Source organism: Bradyrhizobium sp. ORS 111 (genome assembly GCF_045571485.1).
Taxonomy (GTDB): Bacteria; Pseudomonadota; Alphaproteobacteria; order Rhizobiales; family Xanthobacteraceae; genus Bradyrhizobium.
Window position 1 is genome coordinate 5,138,942 of sequence record NZ_CP120701.1, and the last position, 16,712, is coordinate 5,155,653.

Below are 16,712 nucleotides of genomic sequence, written 5' to 3' on the forward strand. Positions count from 1 at the left end.
TGCTGTTAGTTCTTCTTGGGTAGCGCGAAGCAGTTGGCGCCCGAAGCGTTCGACTTATCGAGCCAGATCGGCCGCGTATAATAGGCAAGGTTGCGGGTGCCGGGCTTCTCGCCAGACATCAGCAGCGTCTCGGTTGCGAACATCAGGTCGTGGCCCTGCTCGGTCGCCTTGTAGCTCAGGAACTTGGCGAAATTGCCCGAATTGACCTGATCGCAATCGAGTTGCGAGCCCTCGCCCGAGGCGAACACCTTCACGTCGTCGATCTTGCCGGCATTGCGGATCGCCTGCGCAGCGCCCGACTCCATGATGCCCCAGAAGCCGATCGAGGCGCAGAGATCGGGATGCTGCTGGATCACGGTCGCGGTGATGTTGAGCGCGGTGTTGGCGTCCCAGTTCGCCGCCTGGTTCGACACCACCTTGATGTTCGGATCCTTGTTCAGCACTTCCATGATGGCGCCGACCTGGTCGACGCTGGCGGCCGCGGTCAGCTCACCCTGCACGATCTGCACCTTGCCCGACTTGCCGGAACCGGTGCCGCAGGCCTTGACCGTTTCGTTGGCGAGCAGCCGGCCGATCTCGCGCCAATCGACGCCGACGAAGGCGCTCGACTTGTAGTTCGAGGCCATGTTGACCTGGATCACAAGCGTGCCCTGGCTCTCGGCACGCTTCAGGTCTTTCATCAACAGCGTCACGCTCGGATTCTGCACCACCAGCACGTCGGGCTTCTGGTCGACCAGCGCGGTGAGCGCCTGCTGCATGGCGGACGGATTGTTGTTGGGGTCGCGCACGACGTATTTCATGCCGCGCCATTCGGCCTCTTCCTGCAGCACCCGGGCCCATTCGTCTTGCAGCGGCACGCCGAGCGCGATCGGCAGAAACGCGATGGTCTTGCCCTGCAGCGCCTTGTCGTAACCGGCGCGCAGCTCGCGCCCGGCCTTGGTGCCTTCGTCCTGCGCACGCGCCACGAACGGCAACGCGATCACCGCGAGGCCGGCCAGCAGGAATGTCCACAACTTGGTCGTCTTCATCGTCTCCTCCACACAGATATTCTTTTGATTGATTGCTTGATCGATGTCGTGACGGCCCACCCCTTCGGCAGCGTCAGTCGCCCTGGCGCGCAGTCTCCTCGTCGCGAGGATGCAGCCAGTTGTCGAGCACGATCGCGGCGAGCAGCACCACACCCTTGATGATGTTCTGCACCTCGGTGTTGACATCCATGATGGTGAAGGCGTTGAGCAGCGTGCCGATCAGGATGCAGCCGACCACGACGCTGAACACGCTGCCGCGGCCGCCGACCAGGCTGATGCCGCCGATCACGACGACGAGCACGACGTCGAAGATCATGGTGCCCTGCGTGATCGCCATCTGCATGCTGCCGGTGGTACCGACCCAGACCAGACCTGCAATCCAGGCGAGTAATGCAACCAGCACGTGCTCCAACACGATCAGCGGACGCAACGCGACACCGGTGAGCCGCGCAGCCTCTGGATTGTCGCCCTGCGCATAGATGAAGCGGCCGATCGAGGTGCGCGACAGGAACAGATGCATCGCGATCGCAGCAACGGCGAACACGAGGATTGGAACCGGGACGCCGAACAGCCGGCCGGCCCCGAGATACATCAGTGCCGGCGCATTCTTCGGCGCATAGACCACCCAGGCCGGCGCGATCCAGAACGCGAGGCCATAGATCACAAAGCCCGCGGCGAGCGTCACGAACAGCGCCGGTGCCTCGACAAAGGCGACCATCACGCCGTTGACGACGCCGATCAGCACCGCGATCGCCAGCGCCAGCAACACGGCAGTGAACACCGGCATGCCGTTCTGCATCTCGATCAGCGCGATCGCCCAGGAGCCCGCCATGATCGCGACCTCGGACAGATCGATGCCGCGGCTGATCACGATCAGCCCCATGCCGAGCCCGAGCACGCCGAGGATGGAAATACTCCGCAACAAATTCAGCAGATTGGAAACGGTGGCGAAGCCGTTCAGCGTCAGGCCGAACACGATCAACAGCGCGATCGTGATCAGCAGCACGATCTGCTCCTGGCTCGGCTTGACGAAGATCGAGCCCGAGCGGGATGGCGCCGCCGGGACAGCGACGCCGCGCGATGGCGATTGCACGCTCATCGTTTCCTCCAGGTATTATTTTGCTTGAGACTTTAAGAGCGCCGCTTAGTATTCGTCAAATGCATTCGACGGATAGGGATTGATCAACCTCATGCATGTGCGCGACATCGATCTGAACCTGTTCGTCGTGTTCGATGCGATCTATTCCGAGGGCGGCGTCAGCCGCGCCTGCTTCCGCCTCAATCTGACCCAGCCCGCGGTGAGCCATGCGCTGGGCCGCTTGCGCGCGCTGTTCAACGATCCGCTGTTCGTGCGCCGCCATCACGTGATGACGCCGACGCCGCTGGCACGCCAGATCATCACCACCGTGCGCCAAGCGCTCAACGGGCTGGAGACGACGCTGACCCACACCAACCGCTTCGATCCGGCGAAGACGCCGAAGCGGTTCGTGATCGGCCTGCGCAACAATCTCGAGGCGCCGATGCTGAGCGCATTGGTGAACCGGATCAGCACCGTTGCGCCGCTGGTCGAGATCGCGACCGTGCGCTGCGAGCGCAACAACCTGGAGCGCGAGCTTGCCGCCGGCACGCTCGATGTCGCGATCGATACGCTGCTGCCGCAATCGGCTGAAGTGCGGCGCGAGCAGATCCTGACCGAGCATATCGCGGTGTTCGCCCGCCGCGACCATCCCGACCTGCGCTCGCGGCTCGACAAGAAGACCTATCTGCGCCTGGAGCATGTCTGTGTGACGTCGCGGCGCAGTGGACTGTCGTTCGAGGATTTCCAGTTCCAGCGGCTCGGCATCAAGCGCACCGTGCGCCTGCAATGCCAGAATTTCGCGACCGCCTGTCACGTCGTCAGCCGCAGCAACATGCTGCTGACGGCGTCCGAAAGCGCGGCCTCGGTGCTGGAGCAGCCGGGGCTGCTGCAATGCTTCCCCTGCCCGTTCCCGATCAGCCCGCACGTCAACTATCTCTACTGGCACGCCACCGCAGAAGGCGACACCACCAATCAATGGCTGCGCGAGCAATTGCGGGCCGCCGCAAAATTGCTGGCGGGCAGCCAGTTCGGCAAGAGGAACCGGCGGGCGGTCAAAGCACGGCCGAAGGCCGCGATCCCGCTGCCGACCAGTATCGCCGCCGAATAGTCGCGGCGCGCTACCTGGCAAAATGACTTTGCTGCGATCGAGCAGCGGGAGATGAAGCGGTCGTGCGGACAGACCAACCCTCGCCGCCCGCTGGCTGCATAATCACTTCCGGCGGCGACCGAAGACCGAGATCAATACCGGGGTTCAGCCATGCGGTTCCGCGCTTGAATCGGCTGGCACGGACGGGCATAAGGACGCCGTCTCCCTTAAAAAATGCCCTTAGCCCAAGGATTTGACATGCCCGCCTATCGCTCCCGCACAACCACCCACGGCCGCAACATGGCGGGTGCGCGCGGCCTCTGGCGCGCCACCGGGATGAAGAACGAGGATTTCGGCAAGCCGATCATCGCGGTGGTCAATTCCTTCACCCAGTTCGTGCCGGGCCACGTGCATCTGCAGAATCTCGGCCAGCTTGTCGCGCGCGAGATCGAGAAGGCCGGCGGCGTGGCGAAAGAGTTCAACACCATCGCGGTCGATGATGGCATCGCCATGGGCCATGACGGCATGCTCTACAGCCTGCCCTCGCGCGAGCTGATCGCCGACAGCGTCGAATACATGGTCAATGCGCATTGCGCCGACGCGATGGTCTGCATCTCCAACTGCGACAAGATCACCCCCGGCATGCTGATGGCGACACTGCGCCTCAACATCCCGACCGTGTTCGTCTCAGGCGGCCCGATGGAATCAGGCAAGATCGTGCTCAAGGGCAAGAAGCGCGCGGTCGACCTGATCGACGCCATGGTGGCTGCGGCCGATTCCAACGTGTCGGACGAAGAGGTCGCGGTGGTCGAACGCTCGGCCTGCCCGACCTGCGGCTCCTGCTCCGGCATGTTCACGGCGAACTCGATGAACTGCCTGACCGAGGCGCTGGGCCTGGCGCTGCCCGGCAACGGCTCGGTGCTGGCGACCCATGCCGACCGCAGGAGCCTGTTCGTCGAGGCCGGTCATTTGATCGTCGATCTCGCTCGCCGCTACTACGAGCAGGACGATGCCAAGGTGCTGCCGCGCTCGATCGCGAGCTTCAAGTCGTTCGAGAACGCGATGACGCTCGACATCGCGATGGGCGGCTCGACCAACACCGTGCTGCATCTGCTCGCCGCTGCCCGCGAGGGCGAGGTGCCCTTCACGATGGCCGACATCGACCGGCTCTCGCGCAAGGTTCCGGTGCTCTGCAAAGTCGCGCCCTCGGTGCAGGACGTGCACATGGAGGACGTGCATCATGCCGGCGGCATCATGGCGATCCTCGGCGAGCTCGACCGCGCCAAGCTGATCACGACCGACGGACCGACCGTGCACAGCCCGACCCTGGATGAAGCGCTCAATCGCTGGGACGTCGTGCGCACCACGAGCGAGAAGGTGCGCAACTTCTACCGTGCTGCGCCGGGCGGCGTGCCGACCCAGGAAGCCTTCAGCCAGGATCGCCGCTTCGACGAGGTCGATCTCGACCGCGTCAAGGGTTGCATCCGCAACGCGGCGCACGCCTATTCCAAGGACGGCGGCCTCGCCGTGCTGTTCGGCAATCTCGCCGAAGACGGCTGCATCGTGAAGACCGCCGGCGTCGACGAGAGCATTCTGAAGTTCTCCGGCCCCGCCCGCATCTTCGAGAGCCAGGACGCGGCGGTCGAAGGCATTCTGGGCAACAAGGTGAAGGCCGGCGACGTCGTGCTGATCCGCTATGAGGGTCCGCGCGGCGGCCCGGGCATGCAGGAGATGCTCTATCCGACCAGCTATCTGAAGTCGAAGGGGCTCGGCAAGGCCTGCGCGCTGATCACCGACGGCCGCTTCTCGGGCGGATCGTCGGGCCTGTCGATTGGCCATGTCTCGCCTGAAGCCGCCGAAGGCGGCCTGATCGGTCTCGTCGAGGAAGGCGACATCATCGAGTTCGACATCCCGGGCCGCAAGGTCCATCTCGCCGTGGACGATGCCGAGCTGAAGCGCCGCCGCGCCGCGATGGTCGCGAAGGGCAAGGCCGCGTGGAAGCCGGCCGCGCCGCGCAAGCGCGCGGTCTCGACTGCGTTGAAGGCCTACGCCGCGTTCGCAAGCAGCGCCGCGAAGGGCGCGGTTCGCATCGTGCCGGAGCAATGAGCGAGGCGCGGTAACGTCACCTGATGTGAAGATCGGCCGCTTCGATCCGGATGCGGTCGGCATGGAGCGACCAGTCGCACAGCGACTGTTGCTGACAGAATTTGAGCTTGGCCATCTCGGTGGCCTGGCCTTCGCTCAAGGCGTCGATCTCGAGCGCCCCTTGGCAAACCTCGCGCTCGCGACCGTTATCGCCGAGCACGTCCTTCATAAATTGAACGACAAAACGTGACATGGAACCCTCCCTGCTGCGGCGGCAGCGCGCCCGGGAGAACACATGGTAGCACTGGTGCGGGATCAGGTTGAGTTAATTCGGCGCCGCGGCGTGCGGCGGTTCGCAGCGGGCAAGACTACGCGCCGGCCTGAGGCAGACTGGCCGCGGCGATAGCGACAATCTGCGCAAGGCGGCGGCGGATCTTGGCCGGAGCGGTGCGGAGCAATGTCTGGACTTGTCGCATGATGGATTCCTTCCGCGCCCGGAACGGCCGGGCACGCAGGGAACGTGGCGACATCGGGCCAGGCGGTCGATATCCCGGGGAAAATAACAACGGACGCTTCGCGAGGCGGCCCGTCGACAGTGGATTTATTGCTGCAATCGAGGCTGCGACGACGGAGATTTTCTCCGGCGATTTCGGGCGGCGCTCGGGCCGCATCGCGCACTGCACCTCTCCCGCTTGCGGGGGAGGTCGACGCGCTCGAAGAGCGCGGCGGGTTGGGGCTCCTTCCACTCAAAGGCTCTCGCTCGCGGAGACACCCCCACCCCGCCCTCCCCCGCAAGCGGGAGAGGGAGCCGGCGGTCCGTGTATGTGGCGCGTCGCGGCGCCCTACCCCGGCATGAAGCCGAACGCCCTTTCGAACCGCCGGGCATAGGCCGGCCAGACCTCGGGATTGATGACCCGCGACGGGCGCTTGCCGTCGAGCGCGTCGAGGATCTGCTCGGCGGCGATCCGGCCCATGTTGATGCGCGCCTCGCGGGTGACGCCCGCCGTGTGCGGGCTCGCCAGCACATTGTCGAATTGCAGCAGCGGATGATCCGGTGGCGGCGGTTCCTTGGCCCAGACGTCGAGGCCGGCGCCGGCGATCCGCTTTTCGCGCAGCGCTCCCTCCAGCGCCGTCTCGTCGTGGATGAAGCCACGCGCGGTGGTGACGAAATAAGCGTGCGGCTGCATCAGCGCGAATTCGCGCGCGCCGATCATGCCCCTGCTCCTGCTGTCGAGCGGGCACGAGATCGAGACGAAATCCGCACGGCGCAAGAGATCGTCGAGCTCGACCTTTTCTCCGCCCCGCTTCGCCATCTCGTCCGCCGACAGATACGGATCAAAGGCAATCACCTTCATATGCAGGAGGCCCCTGCACAGTTCGGCGATACGGCGGCCGACATTGCCGAGACCGACGATGCCAACCGTCTTCTCCCTCAACTCGTTGCCGATCAGGTCGTTGCGGTTGACATTGGCCTCGCGCCGCAGCCGGCGGTCGGACTGGATGATGCGCTTCGACAGCGTCAGCATCATGCCGAGCGCGTGCTCGGCGACCGAATTGGCGTTGCCACCGGACTGGTTGACGACCAGCACGCCCGCCTTCGTGCAGGCGTCGACGTCGACGGGATCGAAGCCCGCACCGTTCGAGGATACGATCAGCAGGTTCGGCGTACGCTTCAACAGGTCCGCATGGGCATGGAAGTGCGGCGCCAACTCGTCGCGCGCCGCGCCGATCTGATAGGCATGGGCCTCGGCCAGGATCGGCGCGAACTGCGCCTCCGGCGTCTCGTTCTCGAGCCGGTCGAGCCGCACGTCCGGCCGCTTCTTCAGGATGTCGACGTAGATGTCGTGGGCGAGATATTTGACGTAGAACACACGCTTGTTGTTGACGGTCATGTCTTCGAGCAGCTCTCAGTTTGGGAAGCCATAGAGTCTTGCGGGGTTGTCGACGAGGATGCGGTGCCGTGTCGCGGCATCCGGCGTCCATTCGTGGAACAGGTCGAGCAGACGGCCGGCGTCGGGCATCTCGCCCTCGACGCGCGGATGCGGCCAGTCGCCGCCCCATACCAACCGCTCGGAATTCGCTGCGACCAGCGCCTCGTGGAACGGCCGCGCGTCGGGATAGTCAGGCGCCTGAAGGCTCAGGCGATGTGCGCCGGACAGTTTGGCCCAGCACCAGCCCTCCTCGACCGCGCGCAGCAGGCTCTGGAAACCCTCGGTGTCGATGCCGGCGCGAGCGTCGGTACGGCCCATGTGATCGACCACGACCGGCAGACCCAGCTTCTTCAGCGTCGGGATCGTCGCGGGCAGATCCTTCACATCGATCCAGAGCTGCAGGTGCCAGCCGAGCTCGGCCATCACCGCGGCGTGCGTCGCGGCGACATCAAGGGGAATGCCGCCGCGGTAATGCAGTTGCCCGCCGCGGAAGAAATGATTGAAGCGCAAGGCGCGCACACCCAGCACATGCCATTGCCGCAACATCCCCGGCGACACATCGGCGTCAGCCACCGCAACGCCGCGCAGGCGCGCAGGTTCGCGCTGCAGCGCATCCAGCATCGCCGAATTGTCGCGGCCGTGCGCGCTGCCCTGCACCAGTACGCCGCGGGCAAAGCCGAGCGCATCGAGCATGCCGAGATATTTTTCCAGTGGTGCGTCCGGCGGCGTGTAGCTGCGATCCGCCGCATAGGGAAAGCGCATCGCTGGGCCGAACACATGCGCGTGCGTGTCGCAGGCCTTTGCCGGCAGCTTCTGCTTCGGCGGCGTCACCGGACGCGGCGGCAGGCAGGCGGGAATATCTGACGCGGCCATCGCCTCACTCCGCCGTCATGCCGGCGGCCTTGATGATCGGCCCCCATTTGTCATAGTCGGCGTGAATCTTGGCGTCGAATTTTTCCGACGTGCTGCCGATCGGAATCGCGCCGAGCTTGCCGAGACGTTCCTTCACCGATTCCGTGTTCAGCGCCGCGACGAAATCATGCGAGATCCTCGCGACGAGATCGGCGGGCATGCCGCCGGGCCCGAGCAGGCCCCACCACACCTCGGTGTCGTAACCCGGCACGGTCTCCGACATGCTGGGCACGTCGGGCAGGAACGGCGCGCGCGTCGCGGTCGTCACCGCAAGCGCGCGAACTGTGCCGGCCTGCAACTGTCCGACCGATTCCGGACCATTGTTGAACGACATCGGGATCTGGCCACCGAGCAGATCGTTGATCGCGGGCGCGCCGCCCTTGTAGGGGATCGCGCTCAGATCGATCTTGGCGAGGCTGTTCAACAGCTCTCCGGCCAGATGCGTCGAGGTTCCGTTGCCGGCATGGGCAAAGGACAGGCTGCCGGGCTTCGCTCTCGCCGCGGCGATGACGTCGCTGACCGACTTGAACGGTGAATCGGCGCGCACCAGCAGCACGTTCGGCGACCAGGCGAGCAGCGAGATCGGCGAAAAATCCTTGAAGGTGTCGTAGGGCAGCTTCCGATAGAGGAACGGATTGGTGGCATGCCCGCTCGCCACCATGATCAGGCTGTAGCCGTCCGGCGCCGAGGTCGCGATCGCCTGCGAGGCGATCACGCCGCCGGCGCCCGGCCGGTTCTCGACCACGATCGATTGCCCCCAGCTCTTCGACACCGTGTCGGCGAGTGTGCGCGTCAGCACGTCGACGCCGCCGCCGGGTGGATAAGGCACGAGGATATGCACGGACTTGGTCGGGAACGGCTCGGCCGAGGCGATACCGGCCGCGATCATCGCCGCTGCCGCAATGGCCATTCGCCAGACCCACCGGGCCATGCACGCCCTCCCCTCATTATTGTTGGCGTTTCTACCGCACGCTGGATCGGTGCCGGTATCGCCGAATTCCGCAGATCGCGTTGCGGCCGGGGCATGTTGACAATCCCGCGCACCGCGTCAAGTTTTCAGCCCCGCAAGCGGCCACAAGTGTCGCGCGATCAGGGAGACCGGGATGGCCGCATCAGCGGAACAGAGCTCAGCCCAGAAGCCGGGGCCGGCCGCGACGGCCTGGCACGACATCGTGCTGGAGACGCTGAAGCGCAACGAGATCCGCCTGGTCCCCTATGTGCCCGACCGGGTGCTGACCACGCTGATCAAGAACCTGCACGCCGATCCCTATTTCACGACGTTTCCGACCGCGCGCGAGGAAGAGGCCGTCGGCATCGTCTCCGGCGCCTGGATGGCCGGGATGCGCGGCGCGGTGCTGATGCAGACCTCCGGCTTTGCGACGCTCGCCAATGTGTTGGCCTCGCTCGCGGTGCCCTACCAGATCCCGCTCATCATGTTCGTCTCCGAGCGCGGCACGCTCGGCGAGTTCAATTATGGCCAGGCGCTGGTCTGCCGCACCATGCGTCCGGTGCTGGATTCGCTGGCCGTAGAGCATCACACCATCACCCGGCTCGACGAACTCGAATTCATCGCCGACCGCTCGATCAAGCAGGCCGTCACCACCCAGGCGCCGGTGGCGCTGATCCTCTCACCGCTGCTCACCGGCGGCAAAGTGTTCGACAAGTGAGATCAGCCATGACCGCAACGCCAGCGCGCAACACCAAGGTGATGAACCGTTTCGATCTCACCCGGCGGCTCGTCGCCAAACTGAAGGACGAGGCCGTGATCGGCGGCATCGGCAACACCAATTTCGACCTCTGGGCCGCCGGCCATCGCCCGCAGAATTTCTACATGCTGGGCAGCATGGGGCTCGCCTTCCCGATCGCGCTCGGCGTCGCGCTGGCGCAGCCGAAGCGGCGAGTGTTCGCGCTCGAAGGCGACGGCTCGCTACTGATGCAACTCGGCTGCCTCGCGACGATCGCGGCGCAGGCGCCCAAGAACCTCACCATGGTGGTGATGGACAACGGCATCTATCAGATCACCGGCAGCCAGCCGACCCCGGCCGCAGGCCATACCGATATCGTCGCGATCGCGGCGGCGAGCGGCCTTGCCAACAGCTCCTGGGCCGCCGACGAAGACGATTTCGAGCGGTTGATCGAGCAATCGATGACGGTGGCGGCGCCGACGCTGATCGGCGTCCGCATCGACGACAAGCCCGGCACCGGCACGACACGTCGCGATCCCGTGCAAATTCGCGAGCGGTTCATGCACGGGATGGGGGTCAGGCAACCGCTGTAGGCAATCAGCCGCAGTAGCTCCACCCGGCATTGCGATCGAAGCGACTTGTCCGCCGAAGCCTTTGGCGAAGGCGGAAGCAATCCATCCATCCGCATGCGCGGCACGTGGATTGCTTCGTCGCGATCGCTCCTCGCAATGACGGCGGTGAGATGCTGCGTCAATTCATCCGCAATTCCGTGATGTGCCGCGGATCCGGCGCGAGCTCACCGCGCTCGACGCGCTTGACGATATCCGTCAGCGCGGCATTGGCATGGCACGCAAGGCCGAGCTTTTCGCCCTCGCGAACCACGAAGCCGTTGAGGAATTCGATTTCGGTGCGCCGGCCCTTCTGCATGTCCTGGCCCATCGAGGGACGCTGCGCTGACGAAGTGCGCTTGGCATCCTTGAAGCGCTGCTCGTCGCAGGCGCGCATCGCCGCCTCGTCGCCTTCACCGGCCCGCGCGATCGTCTCGGGCGGCAGATGCAGGATCTCCTCGAGCTGATAGCCGTAGGCCTGGCCGACGCGGATCGCCTCGCTGCCGAGTCGCGTCGAGAAGCGGCGCAGCGGCTCGCTTTGCAGCACCTCGCCGCCCGGCAGGCCGGTGCAGGCCGAAAGTCCGTTGCCGATCACGTTGGCGACCAGCTTCGACCAGCGCTCGCCCCAGAGGTTGCTGGTCACCTTCGCGCTGTCGGAATAGCCGACCAGGCGGCAGACCTCTTCGGCGCGCGACGTGACGCGGCCGTGCACCTCGCCAGCGCGAAACACGGTGTGCGCCGCGCCGCCCTTGCCGGCGCCGCGATGGATGTGGCCGGGCTCGGGCAGGTTGACGGTGATGCTGCTCGCGATGCAGCCGAGCGTCTTGCCCCAGCCGACGACGCCGGCGATCGTCTCCTCGTTCATGCAATTCTGCAGCGACACGACGTAGCCGTCCGGCGCCAGATATTGCCGGATCAGCATGGTCGCCCAGGCCGTGTCGTAGGACTTCATGCACACAAAGGCGATGTCGACCGGCTTCTCCTTTGCCAGTTGCTGCGCATCGGTGACGTGGAGCGCGCGGACCGGCACCGAGAATTCCGCAACATCCATCGCGTGCGTGACGCGCAGGCCGTGCGTCCTCATATGCTCGACATGCGCGGGCCATGGATCGATGAAGGTGACGTCCTCGCCTGCCTGCACCATATGCGCACCGGCGTAGCCGCCGACGGCACCAGCTCCGACGATCGCGATCTTCCGACCCATGCGTCCATCCCCTGCCTGTTTTTTGATCGTGGCGGAGCAGTGTAGAGGATTGCGCAGCGAGGCCAACCAGCCGCTTCATGCCAAAAGCGGGGCCGAGCCATGCAGGTACCCCGCGCAAATCCAGTCCCGCCGAAGTTCCGGCACAAATAAAAATGCCGCTTCGGATATGCCCGAAGCGGCATCTATCATTCGTTCAGAATTGTATCAAAGCAGGCCTGCGCCGCGCGCCCATTTGTACTTGGCGCCGAGCACCTCGACCGGCAGCTCGGTCGAATAGGCATAGGCCGGGATGCCGTTCTGGTAGAGATATTCCGCAGCCTCCTCGACCTCGACGTCACCGGCCAGCGAAGCGACGATCGGCTTCACGAAGCCCTTGGCCTCCATCTCCTTCTTCACCTCGACCATGTTGCGCGCAAACACCATCGGCGGCGTCACGATCGTGTGCCAGTAGCCGAGGATCAGCGCGTGGATGCGATCGTCCGACAGGCCGAGCTTCACGGTGTTGACATAGGTGATCGGCGGCTCGCCACCGGTGATATCCACGGGATTTCCGGCCGCGCCGAACGGCGGAATGAACTTGCGGAACGCGGCATCGAGATCCGGCGGCATCTGCATCAGCGACAGGCCGTTGTCGACGACGGAGTCGGAAAGCAGCACGCCCGATCCGCCGGCGCCGGTGATGATGAGGACGTTCTCGCCCTTCGGTGTCGGCAGCACCGGCACGCCGCGGGCGAATTCCAAGAGCTGCCGCAGGCTGCGGGCGCGGATCACGCCGGACTGCTTGAACACGTCCTCGTAGATCTTGTCGTTGCCGGCGAGCGCGCCGGTATGCGACGAAGCGGCCTTGGCGCCGGCCGAGGTGCGACCGGCCTTGAGCACGACCACCGGCTTCTTCTTGGCAACCCGCTTGGCGGCTTCCGCAAACGCGCGGCCGTCCTTCAAGTCCTCGCAGTGCTGCGCAATCAGGTTGGTGTTCGGGTCCTGCTCGAAGAAGGCGAGCAGATCGTCCTCGTCGATGTCGGACTTGTTGCCCAGACCGACGATCGCCGAGACGCCCATCTTCGCCGAGCGCGAGAAGCCGATGATCGCCATGCCGATGCCGCCGGACTGCGACGACAGCGCCGCATGGCCCTTGACGTCGTAGGCGGTGCAGAACGTCGCGCAGAGATTGGCCGGCGTATAATAGAAGCCGTAGATGTTCGGCCCCATCAGGCGGATGTTGTACTTCTTGCCAACCTCGACGATCTCGGCCTGCAGCTCAGGCGCGCCGGCCTCCGCAAAGCCCGAGGGAATCAGCACCGCGCCGGGAATCTTCTTCTCGCCGCATTCGGCGAGCGCGCCGGCGACGAACTTCGCGGGGATCGCGAACACCGCCGTGTCGATCACGCCGGGCACGTCCTTGACGCTCTTGTAGGCCTTGTAGCCGAGGATCTCGTCGGCCTTGGGGTGGATCGGATAGATCTCGCCCTTGTAGCCGCCGTTGATGAGATTCTTCATCACGGAGTTGCCGATCTTGCCGTCCTCGGCGGAGGCGCCGATCACTGCAACGCCCTTCGGCTGCATGATGCGGTTCATCGCCGCGACGATCTCTTCGGTCGGACGCGGCGCCGGACGCGGCTTGTAGTTGAAGTCGACGACGATGCGGACGTCGGCGGCGATCGCGTTCTTGCTGGTGGCGAAGACGGGATTGAGGTCGAGCTCGACAATCTCCGGGAAATCGCTGACGAGCCGCGAAACCTTGACAATGACGTCGGCCAGCGCCTCGCGATTGACGGGATCGCCGCCGCGCACGCCCTTCAGCATCTCGTGCGCCTGGATGCCGTCGAGCATCGACAGCGCATCCTCCTTGGTCGCGGGCGCGAGGCGGAAGGTGATGTCCTTGAGCACCTCGACGAGCACGCCGCCGAGACCGAAGGCGACCAGCTTGCCGAACGAGCCGTCGGTGATGGAGCCGACGATGACCTCGGTGCCGCCGCCGAGCATCTGCTGGACCTGGATGCCTTCGATCCTGGCGTCGGCCTTGTACTTCTTGGCGTTGGCGAGAATCGCCGCGTAGCTCTTCTCGGCCTCTTCGGCGCTCTTGACGCCGACCACGACGCCGCCGGCCTCGGTCTTGTGGAGGATGTCGGGCGAGACGATCTTCATCACGACGGGGAAACCCATGTCGGAGGCGATCCGCGCGGCATCCGCCGCGGACTTGGCAACACCCTCCTTCGGCACCGGAATTCCGTAGGCGTCGCACACCACCTTGCCCTCGGGCGCGGTGAGGCTCGCGCGTTTCTCGGCCCTGACCGCATCGAGAACTTTGCGGACCGCATCCTTTGAGTTTGACATTGGCTTCCTCCTGGGACAAATTTCATGGCATTTGGTATGCCAGCGTGGGAATTGTCAAGGTCGCCGAATGCTCAAAAGCGCCGAAAATAAAGGTATCTTGACATTCTGGTATTTGGTATGCCAAAAACTAAGGTAATTTCTTCTGCTAAGAAGACGTCTCCAAAAGGAGGAGACGAGTCGTGGCCGAACCAAAGCAGACCAAGGCGTCGCCTATCATGGCAGACACAGATATCGCCATCGTCCGGATCGCGCCGGAGACCAGCTTCAAGAACAAGGCCTATGAGGCCTTGAAGGAAGCGATTCTGAAGATGGACATCTACGCGACGCCGGAGCCGGTGATGCTCGACGAACGCGCCCTGTCCGAACGGCTCGGCGTCAGCCGCACGCCGATCCGCGAGGCGATCGCGATGCTCGAGCAGGACGGTTTCGTGAAGACCGTGCCGCGCCGCGGCATCGTCGTGGTCCGCCGCAGCAAGGCGGAGATCGTCGACATGATCCGCGCCTGGGCGGCGCTGGAAAGCATGGCCGCGCGGCTGATCACGACGACCGCGCGCAAGAAGGACATCACGGCCCTGCGCGACTTCTTCAGGGATTTCGGCCCCGACCGCCTGCCTGAGGATCACGTCGAGGAATATTCCAAGGCCAACATCGCATTCCATCAGGCGCTGATCTCGCTGTCGGAATCGCCCGTGCTGGTCGACCTCACCAACGACTTGCTGCTGCACGTGCGCGGCTATCGCCAGCTCACGATCGGCCGCAAGGACCGCACCGCGACCTCGCTGCCCGAGCATCTCGGGATCATCGAGGCGCTGGAAGCGCGCGACACCGAGCTCGCCGAGAAGCGCGCGCGCGATCACACGCTTGGGCTGGCGGCCTATGTCGAGGCGCACGGCCAGGAACTTTTTACGTAGCACTCAAGTCCACACGCTTCAGACGACCATCAGATCGTCCGAAACAAAGAACGATCAGGGAGACGATGCCGATGCTGAATACCGCTGCGAAGTCCGAGGCACCGGGCACCGAGCAGGAATTGACCGATGGCTTCCACCTCGTCATCGATGCACTCAAGCTCAACGGCATCAACACCATCTACGGTGTGCCGGGTATCCCGATCACGGACCTTGGCCGCATGGCCCAGGCGGCGGGCATTCGCGTGCTGTCGTTCCGCCACGAGCAGAACGCCGGCTATGCCGCGTCGATCGCGGGCTTCCTGACCAAGCGCCCCGGCGTCTGCCTCACGGTGTCGGCGCCCGGCTTTCTCAACGGCCTCACCGCGCTCGCCCACGCCACCACCAACTGCTTCCCGATGATCCTGATCTCGGGCTCCTCCGAGCGCGAGATCGTCGACCTGCAGCAGGGCGACTATGAGGAGATGGATCAGCTCGCGATTGCCAAGCCGCTGTGCAAAGCCGCGTTCCGCGTGCTGCACGCCCAGGACATCGGCATCGGACTTGCGCGCGCGATCCGCGCCGCGGTGTCCGGTCGTCCGGGCGGCGTCTATCTCGATCTGCCCGCAAAGCTGTTCTCCCAGGTGATGAATGCCGACGCCGGCCAGAAGTCGCTGGTCAAGGTGATCGACGCGGCGCCCGAGCAGATCCCCTCGACTGCGGCGGTCAAGCGTGCGCTCGACGTGCTCAAGAGCGCCAAGCGGCCGCTGATCATTCTCGGCAAGGGCGCGGCCTACGCGCAGGCCGACGAGCAGATCAAGGCCCTGGTCGAGAGGAGCGGCGTGCCGTTCCTGCCGATGAGCATGGCCAAGGGCTTGCTGCCCGACCTGCATCCGCAATGCGCCGGCGCAGCGCGCTCGACCGTGCTGAAGGAGGCCGACGTCGTGATGCTGATCGGCGCACGGCTCAACTGGCTATTGTCGCACGGCAAGGGCAAGACCTGGGGCGATGCTCCGAAGAAGTTCATCCAGATCGACATCGAGCCGAAGGAGATGGACTCCAACATCGAGATCGCGGCCCCCGTGGTCGGCGATATCGGCTCCTGCGTCACGGCGCTGCTCGAGGGCATGGGCGCGAACTGGCCGGCAGCGCCGGCCGAGTGGGTCAGCAAGATCACGACCAAGCGCGACGAGAACGTCGCCAAGATGGCGCCGAAGCTGATGAGCAACGCTTCGCCGATGGACTATCACGGTGCGCTCGGCGCGCTGCGCGCGATCATCAAGGAACGTCCGGACACCATCTTCGTCAACGAGGGCGCCAACACGCTCGACCTCGCCCGCGGCGTGGTCGACATGCACAAGCCGCGCAAGCGGCTCGACGTCGGCACCTGGGGCGTGATGGGCATCGGCATGGGCTATTCGATTGCGGCTGCGATCGAGACCGGCCACCCCGTGCTCGCCGTCGAGGGCGACAGCGCCTTCGGCTTCTCCGGCATGGAGGTCGAGACCATCTGCCGCTACAAGCTGCCGATCTGCGTCGTGATCTTCAACAATGACGGCATCTATCGCGGCACCGACGTCAACAGCGCAAGCGCCGATCCGGCGACCACCGTGTTCGTCAAGGGCTCGCGCTACGACAAGATGATGGAAGCCTTCGGCGGCGTCGGCGTCAACGCGACCTCGCCCGACGAGCTGAAGCGCGCAGTCAACGCGGCGCTGGATTCCGGCAAGCCGACACTGATCAACGCGGTGATCGATCCGGCTGCCGGCTCGGAGAGCGGCCGCATCGGCAACCTCAATCCGCAGAGCGTTCTGAAGAAGAAGTGAACCGTTTAACCCACCGGTGTCATTCCCCGCGCAGGCGGGGAATCCAG

The 16,712-nt window shown here is 64.9% G+C and carries 14 protein-coding genes; 6 read left to right on the forward strand and 8 right to left on the reverse strand.

The genetic code is table 11. From position 1 onward, the window contains the following. Positions 1-5: 5 nt before the first annotated feature. Positions 6-1,028 carry a sugar ABC transporter substrate-binding protein gene (locus P6U30_RS23950; RefSeq protein ID WP_407165353.1) on the reverse strand — a complete coding sequence of 341 codons (1,023 nt, stop codon included), beginning with the start codon at positions 1,026-1,028 and terminating at the stop codon, positions 6-8. A gap of 73 nt (positions 1,029-1,101) precedes the next feature. After that, complete coding sequence (locus tag P6U30_RS23955) at positions 1,102-2,127, reverse strand: ABC transporter permease (RefSeq protein ID WP_407165354.1); 1,026 nt, start codon at positions 2,125-2,127, stop codon at positions 1,102-1,104. 79 nt (positions 2,128-2,206) lie between these two features. Between P6U30_RS23955 and P6U30_RS23960 the strand changes: the two genes are divergently transcribed. Together P6U30_RS23960 and ilvD are read left to right on the forward strand one after the other, a co-directional pair. Continuing rightward, a complete protein-coding gene (locus tag P6U30_RS23960) occupies positions 2,207-3,214 on the forward strand; it encodes a LysR family transcriptional regulator (RefSeq protein WP_407165355.1) in 1,008 nt (335 codons plus the stop codon). 237 nt (positions 3,215-3,451) lie between these two features. Continuing rightward, on the forward strand, positions 3,452-5,299 hold the full coding sequence (gene ilvD, locus P6U30_RS23965; RefSeq protein ID WP_407165356.1) for a dihydroxy-acid dehydratase: 1,848 nt from the start codon (positions 3,452-3,454) through the stop codon (positions 5,297-5,299). 16 nt (positions 5,300-5,315) lie between these two features. Here the strand turns inward: ilvD and P6U30_RS23970 are convergent, their stop codons facing one another. The 4 genes from P6U30_RS23970 to P6U30_RS23985 all read right to left on the reverse strand — a co-directional run bounded on the left by P6U30_RS23970 (position 5,316) and on the right by P6U30_RS23985 (position 9,052). Continuing rightward, a complete protein-coding gene (locus P6U30_RS23970; protein ID WP_407165357.1) occupies positions 5,316-5,531 on the reverse strand; it encodes a hypothetical protein in 216 nt (71 codons plus the stop codon). Positions 5,532-6,120: 589 nt separating this feature from the next. Continuing rightward, the gene (locus P6U30_RS23975) at positions 6,121-7,170 is read right to left on the reverse strand and encodes a hydroxyacid dehydrogenase (RefSeq protein WP_407165358.1); all 1,050 of its coding nucleotides are present in this window, start codon (positions 7,168-7,170) and stop codon (positions 6,121-6,123) included. Positions 7,171-7,185: 15 nt separating this feature from the next. Further along, positions 7,186-8,082, reverse strand: coding sequence for an amidohydrolase family protein (locus tag P6U30_RS23980; RefSeq protein WP_407165359.1), 897 nt, complete (start codon positions 8,080-8,082; stop codon positions 7,186-7,188). A gap of 4 nt (positions 8,083-8,086) precedes the next feature. Further along, on the reverse strand, positions 8,087-9,052 hold the full coding sequence (locus P6U30_RS23985) for a tripartite tricarboxylate transporter substrate binding protein (protein WP_407165360.1): 966 nt from the start codon (positions 9,050-9,052) through the stop codon (positions 8,087-8,089). 172 nt (positions 9,053-9,224) lie between these two features. Here P6U30_RS23985 and P6U30_RS23990 point away from each other — a divergent pair, with 172 nt between their 5' ends. Together P6U30_RS23990 and P6U30_RS23995 are read left to right on the forward strand one after the other, a co-directional pair. Continuing rightward, the gene (locus P6U30_RS23990) at positions 9,225-9,788 is read left to right on the forward strand and encodes a decarboxylase (RefSeq protein ID WP_407165361.1); all 564 of its coding nucleotides are present in this window, start codon (positions 9,225-9,227) and stop codon (positions 9,786-9,788) included. A gap of 8 nt (positions 9,789-9,796) precedes the next feature. Next, entirely contained in the window at positions 9,797-10,399 is a 603-nt protein-coding gene (locus tag P6U30_RS23995; RefSeq protein WP_407165362.1) for a thiamine pyrophosphate-dependent enzyme, read from the forward strand. 157 nt (positions 10,400-10,556) lie between these two features. Here P6U30_RS23995 and P6U30_RS24000 read toward each other — a convergent pair whose 3' ends face one another. After that, positions 10,557-11,618: a ketopantoate reductase family protein gene (locus P6U30_RS24000; RefSeq protein WP_407165363.1), complete on the reverse strand. Its 1,062-nt coding sequence runs from the start codon at positions 11,616-11,618 to the stop codon at positions 10,557-10,559. A gap of 204 nt (positions 11,619-11,822) precedes the next feature. Next, entirely contained in the window at positions 11,823-13,952 is a 2,130-nt protein-coding gene (locus tag P6U30_RS24005) for an acetate--CoA ligase family protein (protein WP_407165364.1), read from the reverse strand. 215 nt (positions 13,953-14,167) lie between these two features. Here P6U30_RS24005 and P6U30_RS24010 point away from each other — a divergent pair, with 215 nt between their 5' ends. Further along, entirely contained in the window at positions 14,168-14,863 is a 696-nt protein-coding gene (locus P6U30_RS24010) for a GntR family transcriptional regulator (protein ID WP_407152598.1), read from the forward strand. A 71-nt stretch (positions 14,864-14,934) separates the two neighbouring features. Further along, entirely contained in the window at positions 14,935-16,665 is a 1,731-nt protein-coding gene (gene oxc, locus P6U30_RS24015; protein ID WP_407165365.1) for an oxalyl-CoA decarboxylase, read from the forward strand. The last annotated feature ends 47 nt before the right edge of the window (positions 16,666-16,712 follow it).